Raw genomic sequence first — 17,734 nt, forward strand, 5'->3', positions numbered from 1 at the left:
TCATGAGTGCATCTCGTTGTGACATCTTGATTCAGGGAGGCGGGCCGGTTGGACTTGCTTGCGCTGCGTGGACTTTGCAAAAGTTTCCTGATGCAAAAGTTATCCTGATTGATCGAAACCCGGTCGATGATGCCGATCTAGTCGCAGCCGATAGTCGTGGCATTGCGCTTTCTCATGGCAGCAAACTACTGCTCGATACGATTCATGCTTGGCCTGCTGACAGTGCTGATATTCATCGTGTGCATGTTTCACAAGCAGGTCGCTTTGGTCGCGCATTGATGACGCGAGAAGAGCTTAGTCAAGATGCTTTGGGACACATCATTCGCTATCGTGATATTCATATGGCATTACGACAAGCACTAAGATCAATTCAAAACAAGAGCCCTCATTTTGTTTGGCAACACATTAACAAAGAAGATGGGCAGGCTGAGATCAACGCCAGGTGTATTGTGCACGCTGAGGGGGGTCTATTTAAAAATCAAGACTGGGTTGAATCTGGCAGAGACTATGATCAATCGGCTTTAGTGGGTTTAGTTGAGGTAGAGAATGCTCCACCTCATCAAGCCTGGGAACGCTTTACATCGGAAGGACCACTAGCAGTTCTTCCAAGTCATTATGGTCCCAATATTTTGAATCTTGTATGGTGCGGAACTCCTGGTTCTTCACAGCATCGTCTGCAATTAAGTGATGCTGATTTTCTGACATCATTGCAAAACGAGTTTGGCTCACGTATTGGACGCTTTCTCAAAATTCAAGATCGTCGCCTATATGAGCTAGGCCTGAACTACCGCAAAGAAATTACTAAAGATAATGAAGTGTGGATTGGTAATGCTGCACAAGCTTTGCACCCCGTTGCGGGACAGGGGTTAAATTTAGGATTGCGCGATGCTTTCTTGCTGGCTGAAAAGTTAGTCGCGGCATTTTCAGGAACAGCAGAAAACCAAACGCCAGCAAACATTCAAAGTGCATTAGAGAGTTATGCGCAAAGTCGCAAAGTCGACCGCACCACCACCATTGGTCTTACAGACTTCATGGCTAGGGTATTTACTTCAAATCTGGCTCCAATAGTGATGGCCCGTGGATTAGCTTTATCGGCCCTTCAGTGGCTTCCGCCAGTCAAAACAGCCTTAGCTCGCCAGATGATGTTTGGTAGGCGCTAGAGGGCTTAAAAGGCCTTACAAATCTCAGCATTCTAGGATTCATAGGAATCAAGCAATTTGCCTAAAAATTAGGCAAATTTGGACCTCTTTGTGCTAAAGTGTCATGCTTTCCGCAAGACTCAGCTCAATAGATGAAGATCGGCTCACACCTCCTCGCAAACAGACTATTTGTAGCCCCTATGGCTGGAGTTACTGACCGTCCATTTAGAGAGCTTTGCAAGAAATTAGGCGCTGGATACGCTGTCTCAGAAATGGTGGCTTCAAATGCCCTACTTTGGAAAAGCGAAAAGACGCAACGTCGCGCAAATCATGTTGGGGAATTCAAGCCCATCGCCGTACAAATTGCAGGCGCAGATCCTGCCATGATGGCTGCTGCGGCAAAAATCAATGTAGACCATGGCGCACAAATTATTGATATCAATATGGGTTGCCCAGCAAAAAAAGTTTGTAATGTCGCTGCGGGTTCAGCCTTGTTACGTGATGAGCCATTAGTGCAACAAATTTTGGAGGCGGTAGTTAAAGCAGTTGGTACCGGACCAGATGCAGTGCCCGTTACTTTAAAAATTCGGACGGGCTGGGATCGTGAGCATAAAAATGCAATCGAGATTGCGCGTCTTGCAGAACGCTCTGGTATCTCTATGCTGACTGTTCATGGTCGCACAAGAGCAGATCTCTATCATGGTGAAGCGGAGTATGAAACGATTACTGCCGTAAAAAATAATGTGCAAATTCCAGTTGTTGCGAATGGTGACATCACTAGCCCAGAAAAGGCAGAGGCTGTTTTAAGGATCACTGGTGCCGATGCCATCATGATCGGTCGTGCTGCACAAGGCCGTCCATGGATCTTTCGCGAGATTAATTATTACTTAGAGACCGGCGGTAAGCTGCCAACTCCTGAAATTAATGAGATTCAAGACATCATGAATACTCACTTACTAGATCACTACGAGTTTTATGGTGAATATATTGGCCTACGAACAGCCCGTAAGCATATTGGCTGGTATTGCAAAGGTTTGCGTGATTCGCATGCATTCCGCCAACGCATGAATACTGCTGATGATTGCAAAACTCAATTACAGCTGGTTAATGATTATTTTGATGAGATGAAATCTCATTCTGACCGTTTGCTTTTTTTAGAAGCAGCGTAGCCTTCAACTAAGTTATAGCTCAATTATTTTATTTTTTAGATTTAAATATTATGACCAATAAACATCCAATTACTGAGTGCATTGAAACCCAGCTGCAGAGCTATTTGAATGACCTCAAAGGAACACCTCCGACAGATATCTATCAAATGGTATTGGCCGTAGTGGAAAAACCTATGCTTGAATTAGTCATGCAGCATGCTAAACAAAACCAATCTTTAGCTGCTCAGTACCTTGGTATTAATCGCAATACCTTGCACAAGAAACTCGTTGAACACCATTTGCTGAAATAAACCGCAATATTACATAACCATTTTTAAGCCATTTATTAAACCTTTCGAAAATTATGATCCGTACAGCCCTACTCTCTGTCTCCGATAAAAATGGTATTGTGCCCTTTGCCAAAGCCCTTCACGAGCAAGGCATCAAACTGATTTCAACTGGTGGCACAGCAAAACTCTTAGCAGAGAACAATCTGCCAGTTGTAGAAGTTTCCTCTTTGACCAAATTCCCTGAGATGTTAGATGGTCGTGTAAAGACGCTCCACCCAATGGTGCATGGTGGGCTGTTGGCGCGTAGAGACTTCCCTGAACATATGGCGGCGCTCAAAGAGCACGGTATTGATACGATCGATATGCTAGTGATCAACCTTTACCCATTTAATGAGACGGTCGCTAAAGAAAGCTGCTCATTCGAAGACGCAGTAGAGAACATTGATATTGGCGGTCCAGCCATGTTACGTGCTGCAGCCAAAAATCATCAAGATGTCACCGTATTGATTTCGCCTGAAGACTACGCCCCAGTATTGGCAGAGATGAAGGCCAATAAAAACATTGTTTCTTATAAAACTAACTTAGCCCTAGCCAAAAAAGTGTTTGCTCATACAGCACAATACGATGGAGCAATTGCTAACTATCTATCTGCATTAGGAGATGACTTAGACCATAAAGCTCGCTCCGCATATCCAGAGACACTGCATCTTGCTTTTGAAAAAGTGCAAGAGATGCGTTACGGTGAAAACCCACATCAATCTGCATCCTTCTATAAAGATATTTACCCAGTAGATGGCGCGCTTGCCAATTACAAACAATTACAAGGCAAAGAGCTGTCTTACAACAACATCGCTGATGCTGATTCTGCTTGGGAATGCGTTAAGAGTTTTACGGGCAATACAGGGGGAGTTGCTGCTTGCGTCATCATTAAACATGCGAACCCTTGTGGTGTAGCTGTTGGTGCCAGTCCACTGGAGGCCTATCAGAAGGCTTTCAAAACTGACCCAAGCTCCGCCTTTGGTGGAATCATTGCATTTAATGTTCCATGTGATGGCGCTGCTGCCCAAGAGATCTCAAAGCAATTTGTCGAGGTTTTGATTGCTCCCAGTTTTAGCGATGAGGCAAAAGCTATTTTTGCAGCAAAGCAAAATGTGCGCCTCTTAGAAATTCCAATTGGTACAGCCTTTAATGCTTTTGATTTCAAACGCGTTGGTGGTGGCTTACTAGTGCAGTCACCTGACTCTAAGAACGTCCTTCAAAACGAAATGCGTGTTGTTAGCCAAAGACAGCCAACTCTAAGCGAGATGAATGACATGATGTTTGCCTGGCGTGTTGCGAAGTTCGTTAAATCTAATGCAATTGTCTATTGCGCCAATGGCATGACTCTAGGTATTGGTGCGGGCCAAATGAGCCGCGTTGACTCAGCCCGGATGGCAAGCATTAAGGCTGAAAACGCCGGTCTTAGCCTGAAGGGCTCAGCAGTGGCAAGTGATGCCTTCTTTCCATTTCGCGATGGCTTAGATGTTGTCGTGAATGGAGGTGCGAGTTGCGCAATACAGCCCGGCGGCAGTATGCGCGATGATGAGATCATTGCAGCAGCTAATGAGCATGGTATTGCCATGATCTTTACTGGCACACGTCACTTCCGTCATTAAGCCAAAAATAATTCGAGCACCTATGCGCTGGATTGGAATCGACCCAGGTTTACGCACCACCGGTTTCGGTGTTATTGATGTTGATGGCCAGAAACTCACTTACGTAGCCTCTGGGACGATTGAGAGTGGTGATCCTGCTAAAGGCTTACCAGAGCGATTAGGCGCTCTTTACGCTGGCGTAAAAGAAGTTCTAGAGACCTACAAACCAGAATCTGCTGCGATTGAAGAAGTTTTCTTGAACGTAAACCCGCGCTCGACACTCATGCTCGGTCAAGCCAGAGGTGCCGTGATTGCTGCATTAGTGTCTGAAAAACTTCCGGTTGCCGAGTACAGTGCCTTAAGAGTGAAGCAAGCGATTGTGGGAACAGGTCGCGCTGCCAAACCACAAGTACAAGAAATGGTGAAGCGCTTACTGCGTCTTAACCGTGCACCAGGCACAGATGCTTCAGATGCCCTAGGAGTCGCCATCTGCGCAGCACATCATGCACAAATTCCAAAAGCAATCACTGCGGCTTTAGCTCCAAAAATGCGGGGCAAATAAAAGTGTCTGAGCACATTACAGGTTAAGATCTTTATATGATTGGTCGCATTCAAGGAATCCTCGTTTCAATTCATCCGCCTCGGCTCTTAGTGGATTGCCAGGGTATTGGCTATGAAGTGGATGTACCGATGAGCACCTTGTATCAATTACCCCAAGCAGGTCAAAAAATTACCCTTCTCACTCATTTCCAAGTGCGTGAGGATGCTCAACAACTTTTTGGCTTTGCCACTGAGACTGAACGGGAAGCATTTAGACAGCTCATCAAGATTAGCGGTGTTGGCTCTAGAACTGCATTAGCCGTTCTATCTGGTATGAGTGTGCATGAACTAGCTCAAGCGATTGCCCTACAAGAAGCAGGACGCCTCACCCAGGTTCCTGGTATTGGCAAGAAAACTGCTGAACGTCTTTGTCTTGAACTCAAAGGTAAGCTAGCCCCAGATCTTGGCATTACTGCCGGGGGCAAGCCTCAAGCCATTGAAGCTAGCAGCGAAGTATTGCAAGCGCTTTTAGCTTTAGGCTATTCAGAAAAAGAGGCGCTTTTGGCGCTTAAGAAAATCCCTCCAGATACCTCGGTTTCTGATGGCATCCGAATGGGCCTGAAATATCTATCTAAGCCCTAAGTAGATAAACACCACTACACTTGCAGCATGGCAATTCATACAGACGACCTTAGCTCTATTCCTGAAGACCTACCAGAGGGTGGTGATCGCATCGTCAGTGGTGCCGCAGGAAACTCGGAAGCTGTTTTTGAAAGAGCACTGCGCCCTAAACAACTCGATGAGTATGTTGGCCAAACCAAAGCTCGCGCCCAATTAGAGATTTTTATTAGCGCTACTAGAGCTCGCCAAGAAGCCTTAGATCACGTTCTACTCTTTGGCCCTCCAGGGCTTGGTAAAACAACTCTTGCCCACATCATCGCCAGAGAGCTTGGTGTGAACTTGCGCCAGACTAGTGGGCCAGTTCTCGATAGACCGGGCGATCTTGCTGCTTTACTTACTAATTTAGAAGCCAATGATGTGCTCTTCATTGATGAGATCCATCGCCTATCTCCAGTTGTTGAAGAAATTCTCTATCCAGCTCTTGAGGATTACAGCTTAGACATCATGATTGGTGAAGGCCCTGCAGCACGTAGCGTCAAGATCGATCTCAAACCATTTACATTGATCGGCGCCACCACTCGGGCTGGCATGCTCACCAACCCATTGCGTGATCGCTTTGGCATTGTGGCAAGACTTGAGTTCTACACCACTGAAGAACTGACCAAAATTATTAATCGCTCAGCCAGCCTACTCAAGGCAGATATAGATCCAGAGGGTTCAGTAGAAATTGCCAAGCGTGCGCGCGGTACCCCCCGTATTGCTAACCGCCTACTCCGTCGAGTACGCGACTACGCAGAAGTCAAAGGCACAGGCACGATCACCAAGGCTATGGCTGATGCCGCATTGAAGATGCTAGATGTTGATCCGAGTGGCTTTGATGTGATGGATAGAAAACTACTCGAAGCTATTCTTCATAAGTTCGATGGCGGTCCAGTAGGTATTGATAATTTGGCAGCAGCGATTGGGGAAGAACGCGACACGATTGAGGATGTTCTAGAGCCCTACCTCATTCAGCAGGGATATCTTCAAAGAACTTCACGTGGCCGTATAGCAACACGTCAGGCCTATGAGCACTTTGGCTTAACGCCACCTAGCGGTAACGCTAGCTTAGATATTTAAACTAAAGTTACTTTCGCAAATTTGCGCTTACCAACCTGTACTACGTAGGTTCCTGCTTCAATCTTCGCTTGCTTGTCACTAACAGTTGCGCCATCAATTTTTACGCCGTTCTGCTCGATATTGCGCATAGCTTCTGATGTGGATGGGGCTAATCCTGCAGCCTTAAGCAGGTTTGCGATAACCATGGGAGCGCCAGAAAGAGTTACTTCTGGAATGTCGTCTGGCACACCACCTTTAGCGCGGTGATTGAAGTCTTCCAGGGCTTTTTCTGCCGCAGCTTGTGAATGAAAGCGTGCCACGATTTCTTGTGCGAGTAGTACTTTGCAATCTTTTGGATTTCTTCCGCTAGCGACTTCTTGTTTCATTAAATCAATTTCAGACATTGGACGGAATGACAGCAGTGTGAAGTAATCCCACATCAAATCATCTGAGATGCTCAAGAGTTTTCCGAACATATCACCAGCAGATTCGCTGATACCAATGTAATTTCCCTTGGACTTACTCATTTTCTCAACGCCATCCAGACCAACCAAGAGCGGCATCGTCAAAATACATTGTGGCTCTTGGCCATACTCCCGCTGGAGCTCGCGGCCCACTAAGAGATTAAATTTTTGATCTGTACCGCCTAACTCTAAATCACTCTTCAGAGCAACAGAGTCATAGCCCTGCATCAATGGATATAAAAACTCATGAATCGAAATAGGTACACCATTGCGATAGCGCTTGGTAAAGTCATCACGCTCAAGCATTCTGGCAACCGTATGTTTTGCAGCCAGCTGAATCATACCGCGCGCGCCCAATGGATCACACCACTCGCTGTTGTAGCGTACTTCTGTTTTAGAGGGATCAAGCACCATACTTGCTTGACGATAGTAAGTTTCTGCATTGACCGCTATTTCTTCCGCTGTCAATGGTGGACGGGTTGCATTACGACCCGATGGATCGCCAATCATGCTGGTGAAGTCGCCAATCAAGAAAATGACCGTATGACCTAAATCCTGCAACTGACGCAATTTATTCAGAACTACCGTATGCCCCAAATGAATGTCAGGCGCTGTTGGATCTAGGCCTAACTTAATCCGAAGTGGGGTCTTAGTAGCCTGGCTACGAGCCAATTTTTGAACCCAGTCAGCCTCAACCAATAGCTCATCACAGCCACGCTTAGTGACTTCGAGGGCCGCAAAGACTTCAGGGGTCAAAGGATATTTTTGTTCTGGTTTAGCCGTCATGCTGGTTCGTATACTGATACAGTTATTTGGTATTTCAATTGTTAAGCATAATTGTCGCATTCCTGAGAACTCGATGAACAAACCGCACTCCCTCTACATTGGTCTCATGTCTGGTACTAGCCTAGATGGGATTGATGCCGTTCTCGCCAAGATTGGACCTAATGGAGAAACCAACGCCCAAGCGGCTGTGAGTACCCCCTTCAGCCTTGAACTTCGCAAAGCCATGATTGAGCTTCAAACTTCAGGCCCCAATGAGCTGCACAGAGAGAAACAGGCTGGCAATGCCTTAGCCATAGCTTATGCCGATGCCGTCAGCCAATTACTGAAAAAAGCCAATTTACAGCCATCCGATATTGCTGCAATTGGTGCGCATGGTCAAACTATTCGCCATCAACCACATCTTGGAGATATGTCGTATACCCACCAAACACTCAACCCTGCCCTCCTAGCAGAAAAGACCGGGATTGATGTCATCGCGGATTTTAGAAGTCGTGATCTAGCGGCTGGTGGGCATGGCGCACCCTTGGTGCCCGCCTTTCATGCGCAACAATTTACGTTCCCCGAAAATTTAGCAATTTTGAACATCGGTGGTATTGCCAACCTCACACTCCTACCAAAAAATGGTGAAGTCACCGGCTTTGATTGTGGTCCAGGAAATATGTTGATGGATTCCTGGATACACGAACATCAAGGTAATACATTTGATGAGAATGGTGCTTGGGCGCTGCAAGGAAAAGTGAATGCAGCACTTCTACAGTTGATGTTGTCAGATTCTTTTTTTAGCAAAGCGCCTCCAAAAAGTACGGGGCGAGATGACTTTCATTTAGCTTGGTTGCAGGAAAAACTTGGCAACAGCAATCATCATGCCGAAGATGTGCAAGCCACCTTACTGCATCTGACGGCACATGCAGCCTTGGAGGCTTTAGCACGTCATGCCCCGCAAACCCAGAAGTTGATTATCTGTGGAGGAGGCGCCCGAAATAGTGCCTTGATGAATTTACTTCAAGTCAAAGCGCAGTATTTCTTCAAAAAGCCTATAGAAATTACGACGAGTGACTCTGCTGGTATTGACCCACAACTCGTTGAAGGCCTAGCTTTTGCCTGGCTTGCATGGGCCCATAAAGAAAAACGGCCAGCAAATTTGCCAGCCGTTACAGGAGCGAAAGGCCCTAGAATTCTAGGCGCTTGCTATCCTGCTTAACTATATATGCTAATTTCTTTAAGCGGAGAAAGAAGATCCGCAACCACAAGTAGTCGTTGCATTTGGATTCTTAATCACAAACTGTGAACCGTTGATATCTTCCTTGTAGTCTATCTCAGCACCAACTAGATATTGGAAGCTCATTGAATCTACTAAAAGAGTAACGCCATTCTTTTCAAACAAGGTGTCATCTTCATTCACGGCATCATCAAATGTAAAGCCATATTGAAAGCCTGAACATCCACCACCTTGAACGAATACGCGCAACTTCAATTCTGGGTTACCTTCTTCAGCAATCAAATCGGCCACTTTTGCAGCAGCACTATCCGTAAATACCAACGGGGTTGGTGGCTCGGCTAAATCTTGTGCGGGTTGTACAACTTCTTGGCTAGCTAATTGGGTCATAGTTCACTCCTAAATCAAAAGGCAATACTGATATTCTAGGCTTTTAATCCTTAGCCTGCTGAAGGGATATTAATCGATAAAACCAGTCAAATTACGGGGATACCGCAATCTGGGTCAGTCCAGTCGTCTCAGGTAGGCCAAACATGAGGTTCATACACTGCACGCCCTGTCCTGAAGCCCCTTTTACCAAATTGTCTTCCACCACCAAAATGACCAGGGTATCTCCGCCGCCTGGACGATGGATGGCAATGCGAATACCGTTGCTACCTCTCACAGAACGAGTCTCTGGATGGCTGCCTGAGGGCATGACATCTACAAAAGGTTCATTTTGATAGAAGCTCTCGTACAGCTTTTGATAATCAAGGTCTTTGCCGGCTTCGGTCAAGCGGACATACAAGGTCGAATGAATGCCTCTTACCATAGGCGTGAGATGTGGCACAAATGTCAGCCCAATTTGATCGTGGCCGGCAATGGCTTTTAGGCCCTGCACAATCTCCGGAAGATGCCGATGGCCCTTAACACTGTAGGCTTTGAAGTTGTCACTTGCCTCGGAGAGCAAGGTGCCAATCTCTGCCTTACGTCCAGCACCAGAAGTTCCAGACTTAGAGTCAGAAATAATATGATTACCATCAATGAGCTGTTTGCCACCAGTCGACTTTGGGGAAAGCAAAGGTGCAAGGCCAAGCTGTACGGAAGTTGGGTAGCAACCCGCTAAACCCACTACGCGCGCTTTTTTAATGGCCTCACGATTAATTTCTGCCAAACCATAAACTGCTTCTGCCAGAATATCTGGACAGCTATGCTCTATGCCATACCACTTAGCGAACTCTTTCACATCCTTCAGCCTAAAGTCGGCCGCTAAATCCAAAATCTTGACATTGTGAGTAAGTAATTCTTTTGCTTGCGCCATAGCAACACCATGTGGTGTTGCGAAGAACACTGCATCACATTCATTTAATTTGGCTTCATCTGGTGTAGTGAATTTAAGATCAACACGACCGCGCAAAGATGGGAACATCTCAGCAACTGGTATGCCAGCCTCTGTGCGAGATGTAATAGCAACAATCTTTACCTCGGGGTGCTGCGCCAACAAACGCAATAATTCCACACCGGTATATCCTGTGCCGCCAACGATGCCAACCTTAATCATGTCTTTCTCCAAGATACCTACTAAGTGAAGATTAAACGAACCTCACAATACCCCAATTGTAGAAACAAAAAGGGCCGCTTGCGCGACCCTTTCGAAAAACTTCAGCGACCGAAAGAAATTAGCGCTTGCTGAACTGCTTACGACGACGCGCGCCGTGCAGACCAACCTTCTTACGCTCAACTTCACGAGCATCACGAGTCACCAAACCTGCTTTAGACAGAGTTGGTTTCAAGGCATTGTCGTAGTCAATCAAGGCACGAGTTACGCCGTGACGAACTGCACCAGCTTGGCCAGTTTCACCGCCACCAGAAACGTTTACTTTGATATCAAAGGTCGTTAAGTGGGCTGTGAGAGCCAAAGGCTGACGAGCAATCATGCGTGATGTTTCACGAGCAAAATAAGCATCGATAGGCTTACCGTTAACAGTAATTTCGCCTTTGCCAGATTTAATGAAGACGCGCGCAACTGAACTCTTGCGGCGACCCGTTCCGTAATTCCAATTTCCGTAATTAATAGCCATTTGGTTTCCTTAAATCTCTAACGCTTTTGGCTGTTGAGCCGCATGCGGATGATTGGCGTCGCCGTAGACTTTTAATTTCTTAATCATGGCATAGCCTAGTGGGCCTTTAGGCAACATACCCTTCACAGCCTTCTCCAAAGCACGGCCTGGGAAACGGTCTTGCATTTTGTCGAAGTTAGTCGAGCTAATACCACCTGGGTATCCGCTGTGACGGTAATAGATCTTGTTCAAGCCTTTTGTGCCTGTGACACGCAGCTTAGAAGAATTGATGACAACAATAAAGTCGCCGGTATCAACGTGTGGTGTGTATTCAGGCTTGTGCTTGCCGCGTAGACGGTGTGCCACTTCACTGGCGACACGACCGAGGACTTTGTCCGTAGCGTCAATCACGAACCATTCATGCACTACCTCATGGGATTTTGCAGAAAAAGTTTTCATGATTTCTCAAATTGTTATAGTCAACAAAAAAATTACTCCAATCAAATTACGTCCACCTTGGCCCTGCTTATGTTTGCAAGCTCGCAGATTCTGAAATCTAACTGGTAAAACAATTACCGCTGACTAGTTCGGTAATTCAGTAAAGCCATGAATTGTATCCTAAAAAAAGCCCAGGAACGAGTCCTGGGCTGGAATCCACCTTTGTTTGGGTGGAGGAGACACTGGGAGGTAAGTCGCAGTCTTGTATAAGACTGACTACCAATACGGGTATTGTATCGAGAACGATGGTGCGATGCAAGAAAATTGACCAAAATCAAGTTTTTGATGTTTTTTGGTCAAATCCGGGCTCTCACTAAAATCGATAGAAATTGGTAAACTATTGATAATAATGATTAATTTAGTAAGTTAGGGGTCACTAATATGGAATGTCGAGTATCTTGGTTAGGCAATGGAGGAATGGCTTTTTCTGCTGAAACCGGAAGTGGTCACCTGGTCAACATGGACGGCGCCCCTGAAGCTGGGGGAAGAAACTTGGCACCTAGGCCAATGGAGCTTCTTTTGGCTGGAGCCGGAGGCTGCTCTGCATTTGATGTGGTTTTAATCCTACAGAGGTCTCGCCAGGCTATTAGCAGCTGCGAGGTCACCCTTCAAGCCGAACGGGCCACAGAAGACCCCAAAGTCTTCACCAAGATCAATTTGCACTTCAAGGTCAAAGGAAAAGATCTAGACCAGGCGAAGGTAGATCGTGCCGTGAAGCTTTCACATGAAAAGTACTGCTCAGCCACCACCATGCTCGCCAAAACAGCTGAACTGACTTACAGCATCGAAGTCATTTCTGAATAAGTGCAGAGTCAATCGATAAGCCGGATTCTGTCGCCTAGACTTTTCAATCTAGGGGCAATCATTCCTCTAGGCCGGCAGTTACCTGACGGCTCAAGCTCCCTACCCGCAGACTCAGCGGGACGCCTCATCGCCTGCTTACTTGGGATTGCTCCGGGTGGAGGTTACCGCGTTTCACCGTAACTAAATACGCTCGTCTCTGTGGCCCTATTCCTCACGTCGCCGTGGATGGCCGTTAGCCATCACCCCTCCCTATGGAGTCCGGACTTTCCTCCCCCTCAATAAAGAGGCGGCGATTGCCCAATTGACTCTGCGCCTGCAGTCTAACGCAGTCAGACTATTTTGGTTGAGGAATTAAAACTTTTAGATCAAACAAGTGACCATGCAATCGTTTCGCCAGCACGCAGCGGAACAATCGTGGCATCACCAAAAGGCAACTCCTGTGGAATCCTTTGGGCTTGCTTCTTGAGGGTAATTTTTTTGCTATTGCGTGGCAAAGAATAAAAATCGGGGCCAAAGAAACTGGCAAATCCCTCCAACTGGTCTAGTTTGCCAATACTCTCGAATGCTTCAGCATATAAACCAAGAGCATTAAACGCGCTATAGCACCCTGCACAACCACAGGCTGCCTCCTTGTCTCCCTTGGCATGAGGCGCACTATCGGTTCCCAAAAAGAAACGGGGATTACCGCTAGTAGCAGCCTCCAATAAGGCCACGCGATGCTCTTCACGCTTTAAAACTGGTAAGCAGTAATGGTGAGGACGAATACCGCCAGAAAAAATCGCATTACGATTCATCAGTAAATGTTGCGGGGTAATTGTAGCCGCTAAGGTATTGCCAATTGCAACAGCATCACGCACATAATGCGCAGCTTGTTTGGTGGTGATATGTTCAAACACAATCTTGAGCTGCGGAAAATCTTTACGCAATGGCTCTAATATCTTATCAATAAAGACTGCTTCACGATCAAATATATCGATGTCAGCATGAGTTACTTCACCATGAACTAATAGCGGCATTCCTACTACTTGCATTGCCTCTAAGGCTTTATAGCAATGTTTGATATCACTTACCCCTGAATCACTATTTGTAGTGGCACCAGCAGGATATAGTTTGATTCCAGTAATACCTTGTTCTTTAGCCTTACGCACTTCATCAGCCGAAGTATTGTCAGTCAGGTACAAGGTCATTAAAGGCTCAAAATGATTGATGCCAAGGGATTTCAGGTTAGCCTCTATCCTTGATCGGTAAGCCTTTGCCAATTCCACATTAGTCACTGGCGGCTTTAAATTTGGCATGATGATGGCACGGGTAAATTGACGAGCTGTATCAGTCAAGACATCCTTCATCGCTTCGCCATCACGAATGTGCAAATGCCAGTCATCTGGTTGGATGAGTTCAATTTGTGTTGGGCTGTTCGGCATGATTATTGATTGAGCAAAATGATACGAAAGTCATTCACATTAGTAAGTGTAGGGCCAGTTTCCACTAAAGCACCTAATTCTGCAAAGAAGCTATAACAATCATGAGCAAGTAAGAATGGCTCTGGAGCAATTCCCTGAACTAGACTGCTCTTACGAACATCGCCTGTAAACCACGCGCCCGCATTTTTTTCACTACCATCAATACCATCAGTATCTGCAGCCAAAGCTGCCAAATGAGGCAAATCTTTAGACGCTGAAAAGAGTGAGAGTAGATACTCACTGCAACGACCGCCACGGCCTTTAATGCCTGCAGGAATAGTGACAGTACATTCTCCGCCAGAAATGATTGCTAGCGGCTTGCCACCTTTAGCTAAATGTACACGAGCTAGATCTGCTTGCGCACGCCCAACCTGTTGCGCCTCACCGGTAATCGTATCGCCTAGAACAATGGGTTCATAACCTTGGCTACGAACATAATCTGCCGCAGCTTCTAAACTTTTATAGGCTGTGGCAATCACATGATTTGCTACTTGAGCGTTCACTAAATCAGCATCTTTTAGAGTCTCTGGCTTTTTCCCCGCAAGGCCTTGCGCTAGATGATTGAGAACTGATGCTGGAATCTCATCTACACCCAAACGATATTTTTCAAAGATAGCCAAGGCATCTTGATAAGTAGAATAATCAGATGCACAGGGACCGCTGGCAATATCTGCAGGAGAATCACCGGTCACGTCGGAGATCAGCAAAGCCTCTACGCGTGCGCCATGAGCAATGGCAACTCTTGCTAAATTACCACCCAAAATTGCAGACAAATGCTTGCGAACAATATTCATTTCCTCAATCGGAGCACCACTTCGTAAGAGCGCTTCAGTAGTCTTGCGCATGTCATCGATAGAGATTCCTTCTTGAGGCAAGGTCAGAAGACTTGAGCCGCCACCAGAAACTAATGCAATCAATACATCACCTGGTTCCAATTGCTGGGTTAGTGCATAGATTGCCTTAGCGCCATTCATACCCGCTTGATCAGGCACTGGATGACCAGCTTCAATAATTTGAATATGAGCAGTAGGAGATGCGTGCCCGTAACGGGTCAACACTACGCCCTCCAGCTTTACTTGTGGCCAATGTGTTTTTGCGTAGGTCTCCAGCGCGCTCGCCATAGAAGCGCTAGCCTTACCAGCGCCTACCACCAAACATCTGCCGCTGGGCTCTTGTCCAGCAGGGAATATCTTGGCTAAATATTGCGGAACAATCACTTGGGGATCAGCCACAGCGACAGCAGCCGCAAAGGCATTTTTTAGAATCTCTTGTGTAGAAATTGGCTGATTATTATGTTGGATCATCAAGCTATTCTAATCAAGAGCAGCACGTTCTTGCATTTGCCACATCTCGGCATATTTACCTTGCGCTGCCAGTAACTCTAAATGGGTTCCCCGCTCGACGATTTGCCCATGCTCCATTACCAAAATTTGGTCCGCATGAATAATGGTCGATAGCCTATGCGCAATGATGAGAGTGGTGCGATTTTTAGCCAAACTCAGCAATTCTTCTTGAAAAGCCCGCTCAGTTTTGGAATCTAAGGCGGAGGTTGCCTCATCAAAAATGAGCATGGCTGGCTTTTTCAACAAAGTTCGCGCAATCGCTACTCGCTGTTTCTCGCCTCCAGAAAGCTTTAAACCCCTCTCGCCGACTTGGGTATCGTAGCCATCTGGTAAGCGCTTGATAAAACCATCAATTTGCGCAGCTCTTGCTGCCTCATGCATCTCTTCAATGGAGGCGGAAGGATCACCATAGGCTATGTTGTAACCAATAGTGTCGTTAAATAAGACTGTATCTTGCGGAACAATACCAATTGCTTTACGCAAGCTGGCCTGAGTGACATCTTGAATATTTTGTCCATCAATCAAAATTTTTCCGGACTGCACATCATAAAAACGAAATAACAATCTAGCTAAGGTGCTCTTGCCTGCGCCACTTTGTCCAACCACAGCAGTAATCGTTCCCGCCGGAATATGAAAGCTCACATCATGGAGAATTTCTCGTTTGGCATCATAGTGAAATGATACGTTCTCAAAATAGACTGCAGGCCCATGACCATAATCTTCAATATGAAGTGGCTTAGCATTTGGTGTATCTGCAATTTCTTTATCGGTATTCAGCAAAGAGAACATGCGCTCCATGTCCGTTAGAGACTGCTTGATCTCGCGGTAAATTACGCCCAGAAAATTGAGGGGAATATACAACTGAATCATTAGGGTATTAACGAGTACCAGGTCTCCTAGCGTCATGCTGCTATCAACCACACCGAGCGTAGCGCGCCATAAAATTAAGACTAAACCAATAGCAATGATAGTTTGTTGGCCAAAATTAAGAACCGCTAAAGATTTTTGCGACTTAATAGCAGCGGCTTGATAGCGCACCAAATTTTTGTCATAACGACTTGCTTCAAAAGCTTCGTTACCAAAATACTTCACGGTCTCAAAATTCAATAGAGAATCAATTGCTTTCTGATTCGCCTTCGAATCCATGTCATTCATGGTCTTACGAAAATGGGTGCGCCACTCTGTTACCACCACAGTAAACACAATATAGATAAGCAAAGCGCATAAGGTAATTGCTGCAAACCAAATATCATATGAGTAAGCTAAGTAACCCAATACCAAGATGAACTCAACAAGTGTTGGTAGGATGCTATAGAGTGAATAAGAAATCAGCGATTGAATGCCGCGTGTGCCACGCTCGATATCACGGCTTACGCCGCCAGTCTGTCTAGCCAGGTGAAAACTCAGCGCCAAAGAATGTAAATGCTCAAAGACTTGGAGAGCCACTTTACGGACAGCATTTTGGGTCACTCGAGCAAAAAGAAACTCGCGCAACTCTGCAAACAAGGAAGCAGACATCCGTAGGAGCCCATAAGCCAAAATAAGTCCTACCGGAACCAAAAGCAAGGCTTGCGGAGAATCTGCTCTGATATTTAAATCATCAATTAAACGCTTGAGCAAAATAGGAATGCCTAGATTGGTAACCTTAGCAGCAACCAAGCAAGCTAGAGCAATCGCAACTCTAAATTTATATTCAAGTAGATAAGGAATTAAATCGCGAATGACCTTCCAATCGCTTCCCTGAGAAGGTTTGGAATCTGCTCCTGAATGATGGTGCCCTGATGAAGGTCTCATTACTTGATCTTATTCCTTATTCTCTGAGAATAATTTCAGAATAGCCTCGCCATTACTGGGAGAAAAACATTTCTTGACTGCCTCTGCAAATGGCAACCACTGATATGCCACATGCTCTCTTGGAGAAAGCTTGATAGGGGTGTTATCCGGAACTTGCAATGCAAACCAATGTTCAGTATTTCTGGTGATGCCAGGCGCATAACGAAAACGCCAATCTGGATAAATTTCGTATTCAATTTGGTGATGCATATTACGCAAAGCACCCACAGGCAACTGATCAATAGCGATGCCTGTTTCTTCAAATACCTCGCGGGTAGCTGCTAATGCGAGATCCTCATTCAGTGCATCAAGACTTCCGGTTACAGACTGCCAGAAGTTGGAGCGATCGGCACGCTCTATCAATAAAACATCCCTATTCGATTTGTAGATAACAACTAAAACCGAAATAGGAATTTTCAAGATGGAAGTGGGTATTACTTTGCTTGTTTAAGCAGCGGGAGCAGCTTGACGTAAGCGAATGTGTAATTCACGTAATTGACGCTCATCTACCGGGCTAGGAGCCTGCGTCAATAGGCATTGCGCACGCTGTGTTTTAGGGAAGGCAATCACATCACGAATCGATTCAGCACCCGTCATCATCGTCACAATACGATCTAAGCCAAATGCAATACCACCATGTGGAGGTGCGCCATACTGAAGCGCATCCAATAAGAAACCAAACTTGGCTTGCGCTTCTTCAGGGCCAATCTTCAAAGCGCGGAATACCTGACTTTGAACCGCTTCTTGATGGATACGCACTGAACCACCGCCAATTTCGCTACCGTTGAGTACCATGTCATAGGCTTTTGCTAAACACTTAC

The 17,734-nt window shown here is 46.0% G+C and carries 19 protein-coding genes and 1 other RNA gene; 9 read left to right on the forward strand and 11 right to left on the reverse strand.

Annotated features, from left to right (window positions below; all coding sequences use genetic code 11):
- Positions 1 to 2 precede the first annotated feature (2 nt).
- The 7 genes from ICN31_RS07895 (at position 3) to ruvB (ending at position 6,491) form a co-directional block, all read left to right on the forward strand.
- Positions 3 to 1,160, forward strand: a complete 1,158-nt coding sequence (locus tag ICN31_RS07895) for an FAD-dependent monooxygenase (RefSeq protein ID WP_216260268.1) — start codon at positions 3 to 5, stop codon at positions 1,158 to 1,160.
- A 131-nt stretch (positions 1,161 to 1,291) separates the two neighbouring features.
- A complete protein-coding gene (gene dusB / locus ICN31_RS07900; protein WP_216260269.1) occupies positions 1,292 to 2,308 on the forward strand; it encodes a tRNA dihydrouridine synthase DusB in 1,017 nt (338 codons plus the stop codon).
- A gap of 50 nt (positions 2,309 to 2,358) precedes the next feature.
- A complete protein-coding gene (locus ICN31_RS07905) occupies positions 2,359 to 2,598 on the forward strand; it encodes a helix-turn-helix domain-containing protein (protein ID WP_088525375.1) in 240 nt (79 codons plus the stop codon).
- Positions 2,599 to 2,651: 53 nt separating this feature from the next.
- Positions 2,652 to 4,232 (forward strand): bifunctional phosphoribosylaminoimidazolecarboxamide formyltransferase/IMP cyclohydrolase, encoded by a 1,581-nt coding sequence (purH, locus tag ICN31_RS07910; RefSeq protein ID WP_216260271.1) that lies wholly within the window; start codon positions 2,652 to 2,654, stop codon positions 4,230 to 4,232.
- A gap of 22 nt (positions 4,233 to 4,254) precedes the next feature.
- Positions 4,255 to 4,773, forward strand: a complete 519-nt coding sequence (gene ruvC / locus ICN31_RS07915) for a crossover junction endodeoxyribonuclease RuvC (protein ID WP_216260273.1) — start codon at positions 4,255 to 4,257, stop codon at positions 4,771 to 4,773.
- Positions 4,774 to 4,808: 35 nt separating this feature from the next.
- Positions 4,809 to 5,393: a Holliday junction branch migration protein RuvA gene (gene ruvA, locus ICN31_RS07920; RefSeq protein WP_216260274.1), complete on the forward strand. Its 585-nt coding sequence runs from the start codon at positions 4,809 to 4,811 to the stop codon at positions 5,391 to 5,393.
- Between the two features lie 27 nt (positions 5,394 to 5,420).
- Positions 5,421 to 6,491 carry a Holliday junction branch migration DNA helicase RuvB gene (gene ruvB / locus ICN31_RS07925; RefSeq protein ID WP_216260275.1) on the forward strand — a complete coding sequence of 357 codons (1,071 nt, stop codon included), beginning with the start codon at positions 5,421 to 5,423 and terminating at the stop codon, positions 6,489 to 6,491.
- Here ruvB and tyrS read toward each other — a convergent pair.
- Entirely contained in the window at positions 6,488 to 7,720 is a 1,233-nt protein-coding gene (tyrS, locus tag ICN31_RS07930; RefSeq protein WP_088525380.1) for a tyrosine--tRNA ligase, read from the reverse strand. The two genes, ruvB and tyrS, sit on opposite strands and share 4 nt — an antisense overlap.
- Positions 7,721 to 7,793: 73 nt before the next feature.
- Here tyrS and ICN31_RS07935 point away from each other — a divergent pair, with 73 nt between their 5' ends.
- On the forward strand, positions 7,794 to 8,921 hold the full coding sequence (locus ICN31_RS07935) for an anhydro-N-acetylmuramic acid kinase (protein WP_216260842.1): 1,128 nt from the start codon (positions 7,794 to 7,796) through the stop codon (positions 8,919 to 8,921).
- 18 nt (positions 8,922 to 8,939) lie between these two features.
- Here ICN31_RS07935 and erpA read toward each other — a convergent pair whose 3' ends face one another.
- From erpA to rplM, 4 genes are all read right to left on the reverse strand, one after another.
- Positions 8,940 to 9,326, reverse strand: a complete 387-nt coding sequence (gene erpA, locus ICN31_RS07940; protein WP_088525382.1) for an iron-sulfur cluster insertion protein ErpA — start codon at positions 9,324 to 9,326, stop codon at positions 8,940 to 8,942.
- A 91-nt stretch (positions 9,327 to 9,417) separates the two neighbouring features.
- Entirely contained in the window at positions 9,418 to 10,476 is a 1,059-nt protein-coding gene (gene argC, locus ICN31_RS07945; RefSeq protein WP_088525383.1) for an N-acetyl-gamma-glutamyl-phosphate reductase, read from the reverse strand.
- 118 nt (positions 10,477 to 10,594) lie between these two features.
- On the reverse strand, positions 10,595 to 10,996 hold the full coding sequence (rpsI, locus tag ICN31_RS07950) for a 30S ribosomal protein S9 (protein WP_015422033.1): 402 nt from the start codon (positions 10,994 to 10,996) through the stop codon (positions 10,595 to 10,597).
- 9 nt (positions 10,997 to 11,005) lie between these two features.
- Complete coding sequence (rplM, locus tag ICN31_RS07955; RefSeq protein ID WP_071466176.1) at positions 11,006 to 11,434, reverse strand: 50S ribosomal protein L13; 429 nt, start codon at positions 11,432 to 11,434, stop codon at positions 11,006 to 11,008.
- 420 nt (positions 11,435 to 11,854) lie between these two features.
- On the opposite strand from rplM, the gene ICN31_RS07960 reads away from it, so the two are divergent.
- Positions 11,855 to 12,277: an OsmC family protein gene (locus ICN31_RS07960; RefSeq protein ID WP_216260276.1), complete on the forward strand. Its 423-nt coding sequence runs from the start codon at positions 11,855 to 11,857 to the stop codon at positions 12,275 to 12,277.
- Here ICN31_RS07960 and rnpB read toward each other — a convergent pair.
- The 6 genes from rnpB to ICN31_RS07990 all read right to left on the reverse strand — a co-directional run.
- Positions 12,278 to 12,586, reverse strand: an RNA gene (rnpB, locus tag ICN31_RS07965) — RNase P RNA component class A.
- 56 nt (positions 12,587 to 12,642) lie between these two features.
- A complete protein-coding gene (pyrC, locus tag ICN31_RS07970; protein ID WP_216260277.1) occupies positions 12,643 to 13,698 on the reverse strand; it encodes a dihydroorotase in 1,056 nt (351 codons plus the stop codon).
- Positions 13,699 to 13,700: 2 nt separating this feature from the next.
- Positions 13,701 to 15,041, reverse strand: coding sequence for a glycerate kinase (locus ICN31_RS07975; protein ID WP_216260278.1), 1,341 nt, complete (start codon positions 15,039 to 15,041; stop codon positions 13,701 to 13,703).
- Positions 15,042 to 15,050: 9 nt separating this feature from the next.
- Positions 15,051 to 16,874, reverse strand: coding sequence for an ABC transporter ATP-binding protein/permease (locus tag ICN31_RS07980; protein ID WP_216260279.1), 1,824 nt, complete (start codon positions 16,872 to 16,874; stop codon positions 15,051 to 15,053).
- 9 nt (positions 16,875 to 16,883) lie between these two features.
- Positions 16,884 to 17,333 carry a dihydroneopterin triphosphate diphosphatase gene (nudB, locus tag ICN31_RS07985; protein ID WP_216260281.1) on the reverse strand — a complete coding sequence of 150 codons (450 nt, stop codon included), beginning with the start codon at positions 17,331 to 17,333 and terminating at the stop codon, positions 16,884 to 16,886.
- A gap of 27 nt (positions 17,334 to 17,360) precedes the next feature.
- Positions 17,361 to 17,734, reverse strand: a 374-nt coding sequence (locus ICN31_RS07990) for an amino acid--tRNA ligase-related protein (RefSeq protein WP_304608610.1), incomplete at its 5' end; no start/stop codon positions are given.

Origin of the sequence: Polynucleobacter sp. UB-Piko-W3, from assembly GCF_018881635.1 — a bacterium.
Taxonomy (GTDB): domain Bacteria; phylum Pseudomonadota; class Gammaproteobacteria; order Burkholderiales; family Burkholderiaceae; genus Polynucleobacter.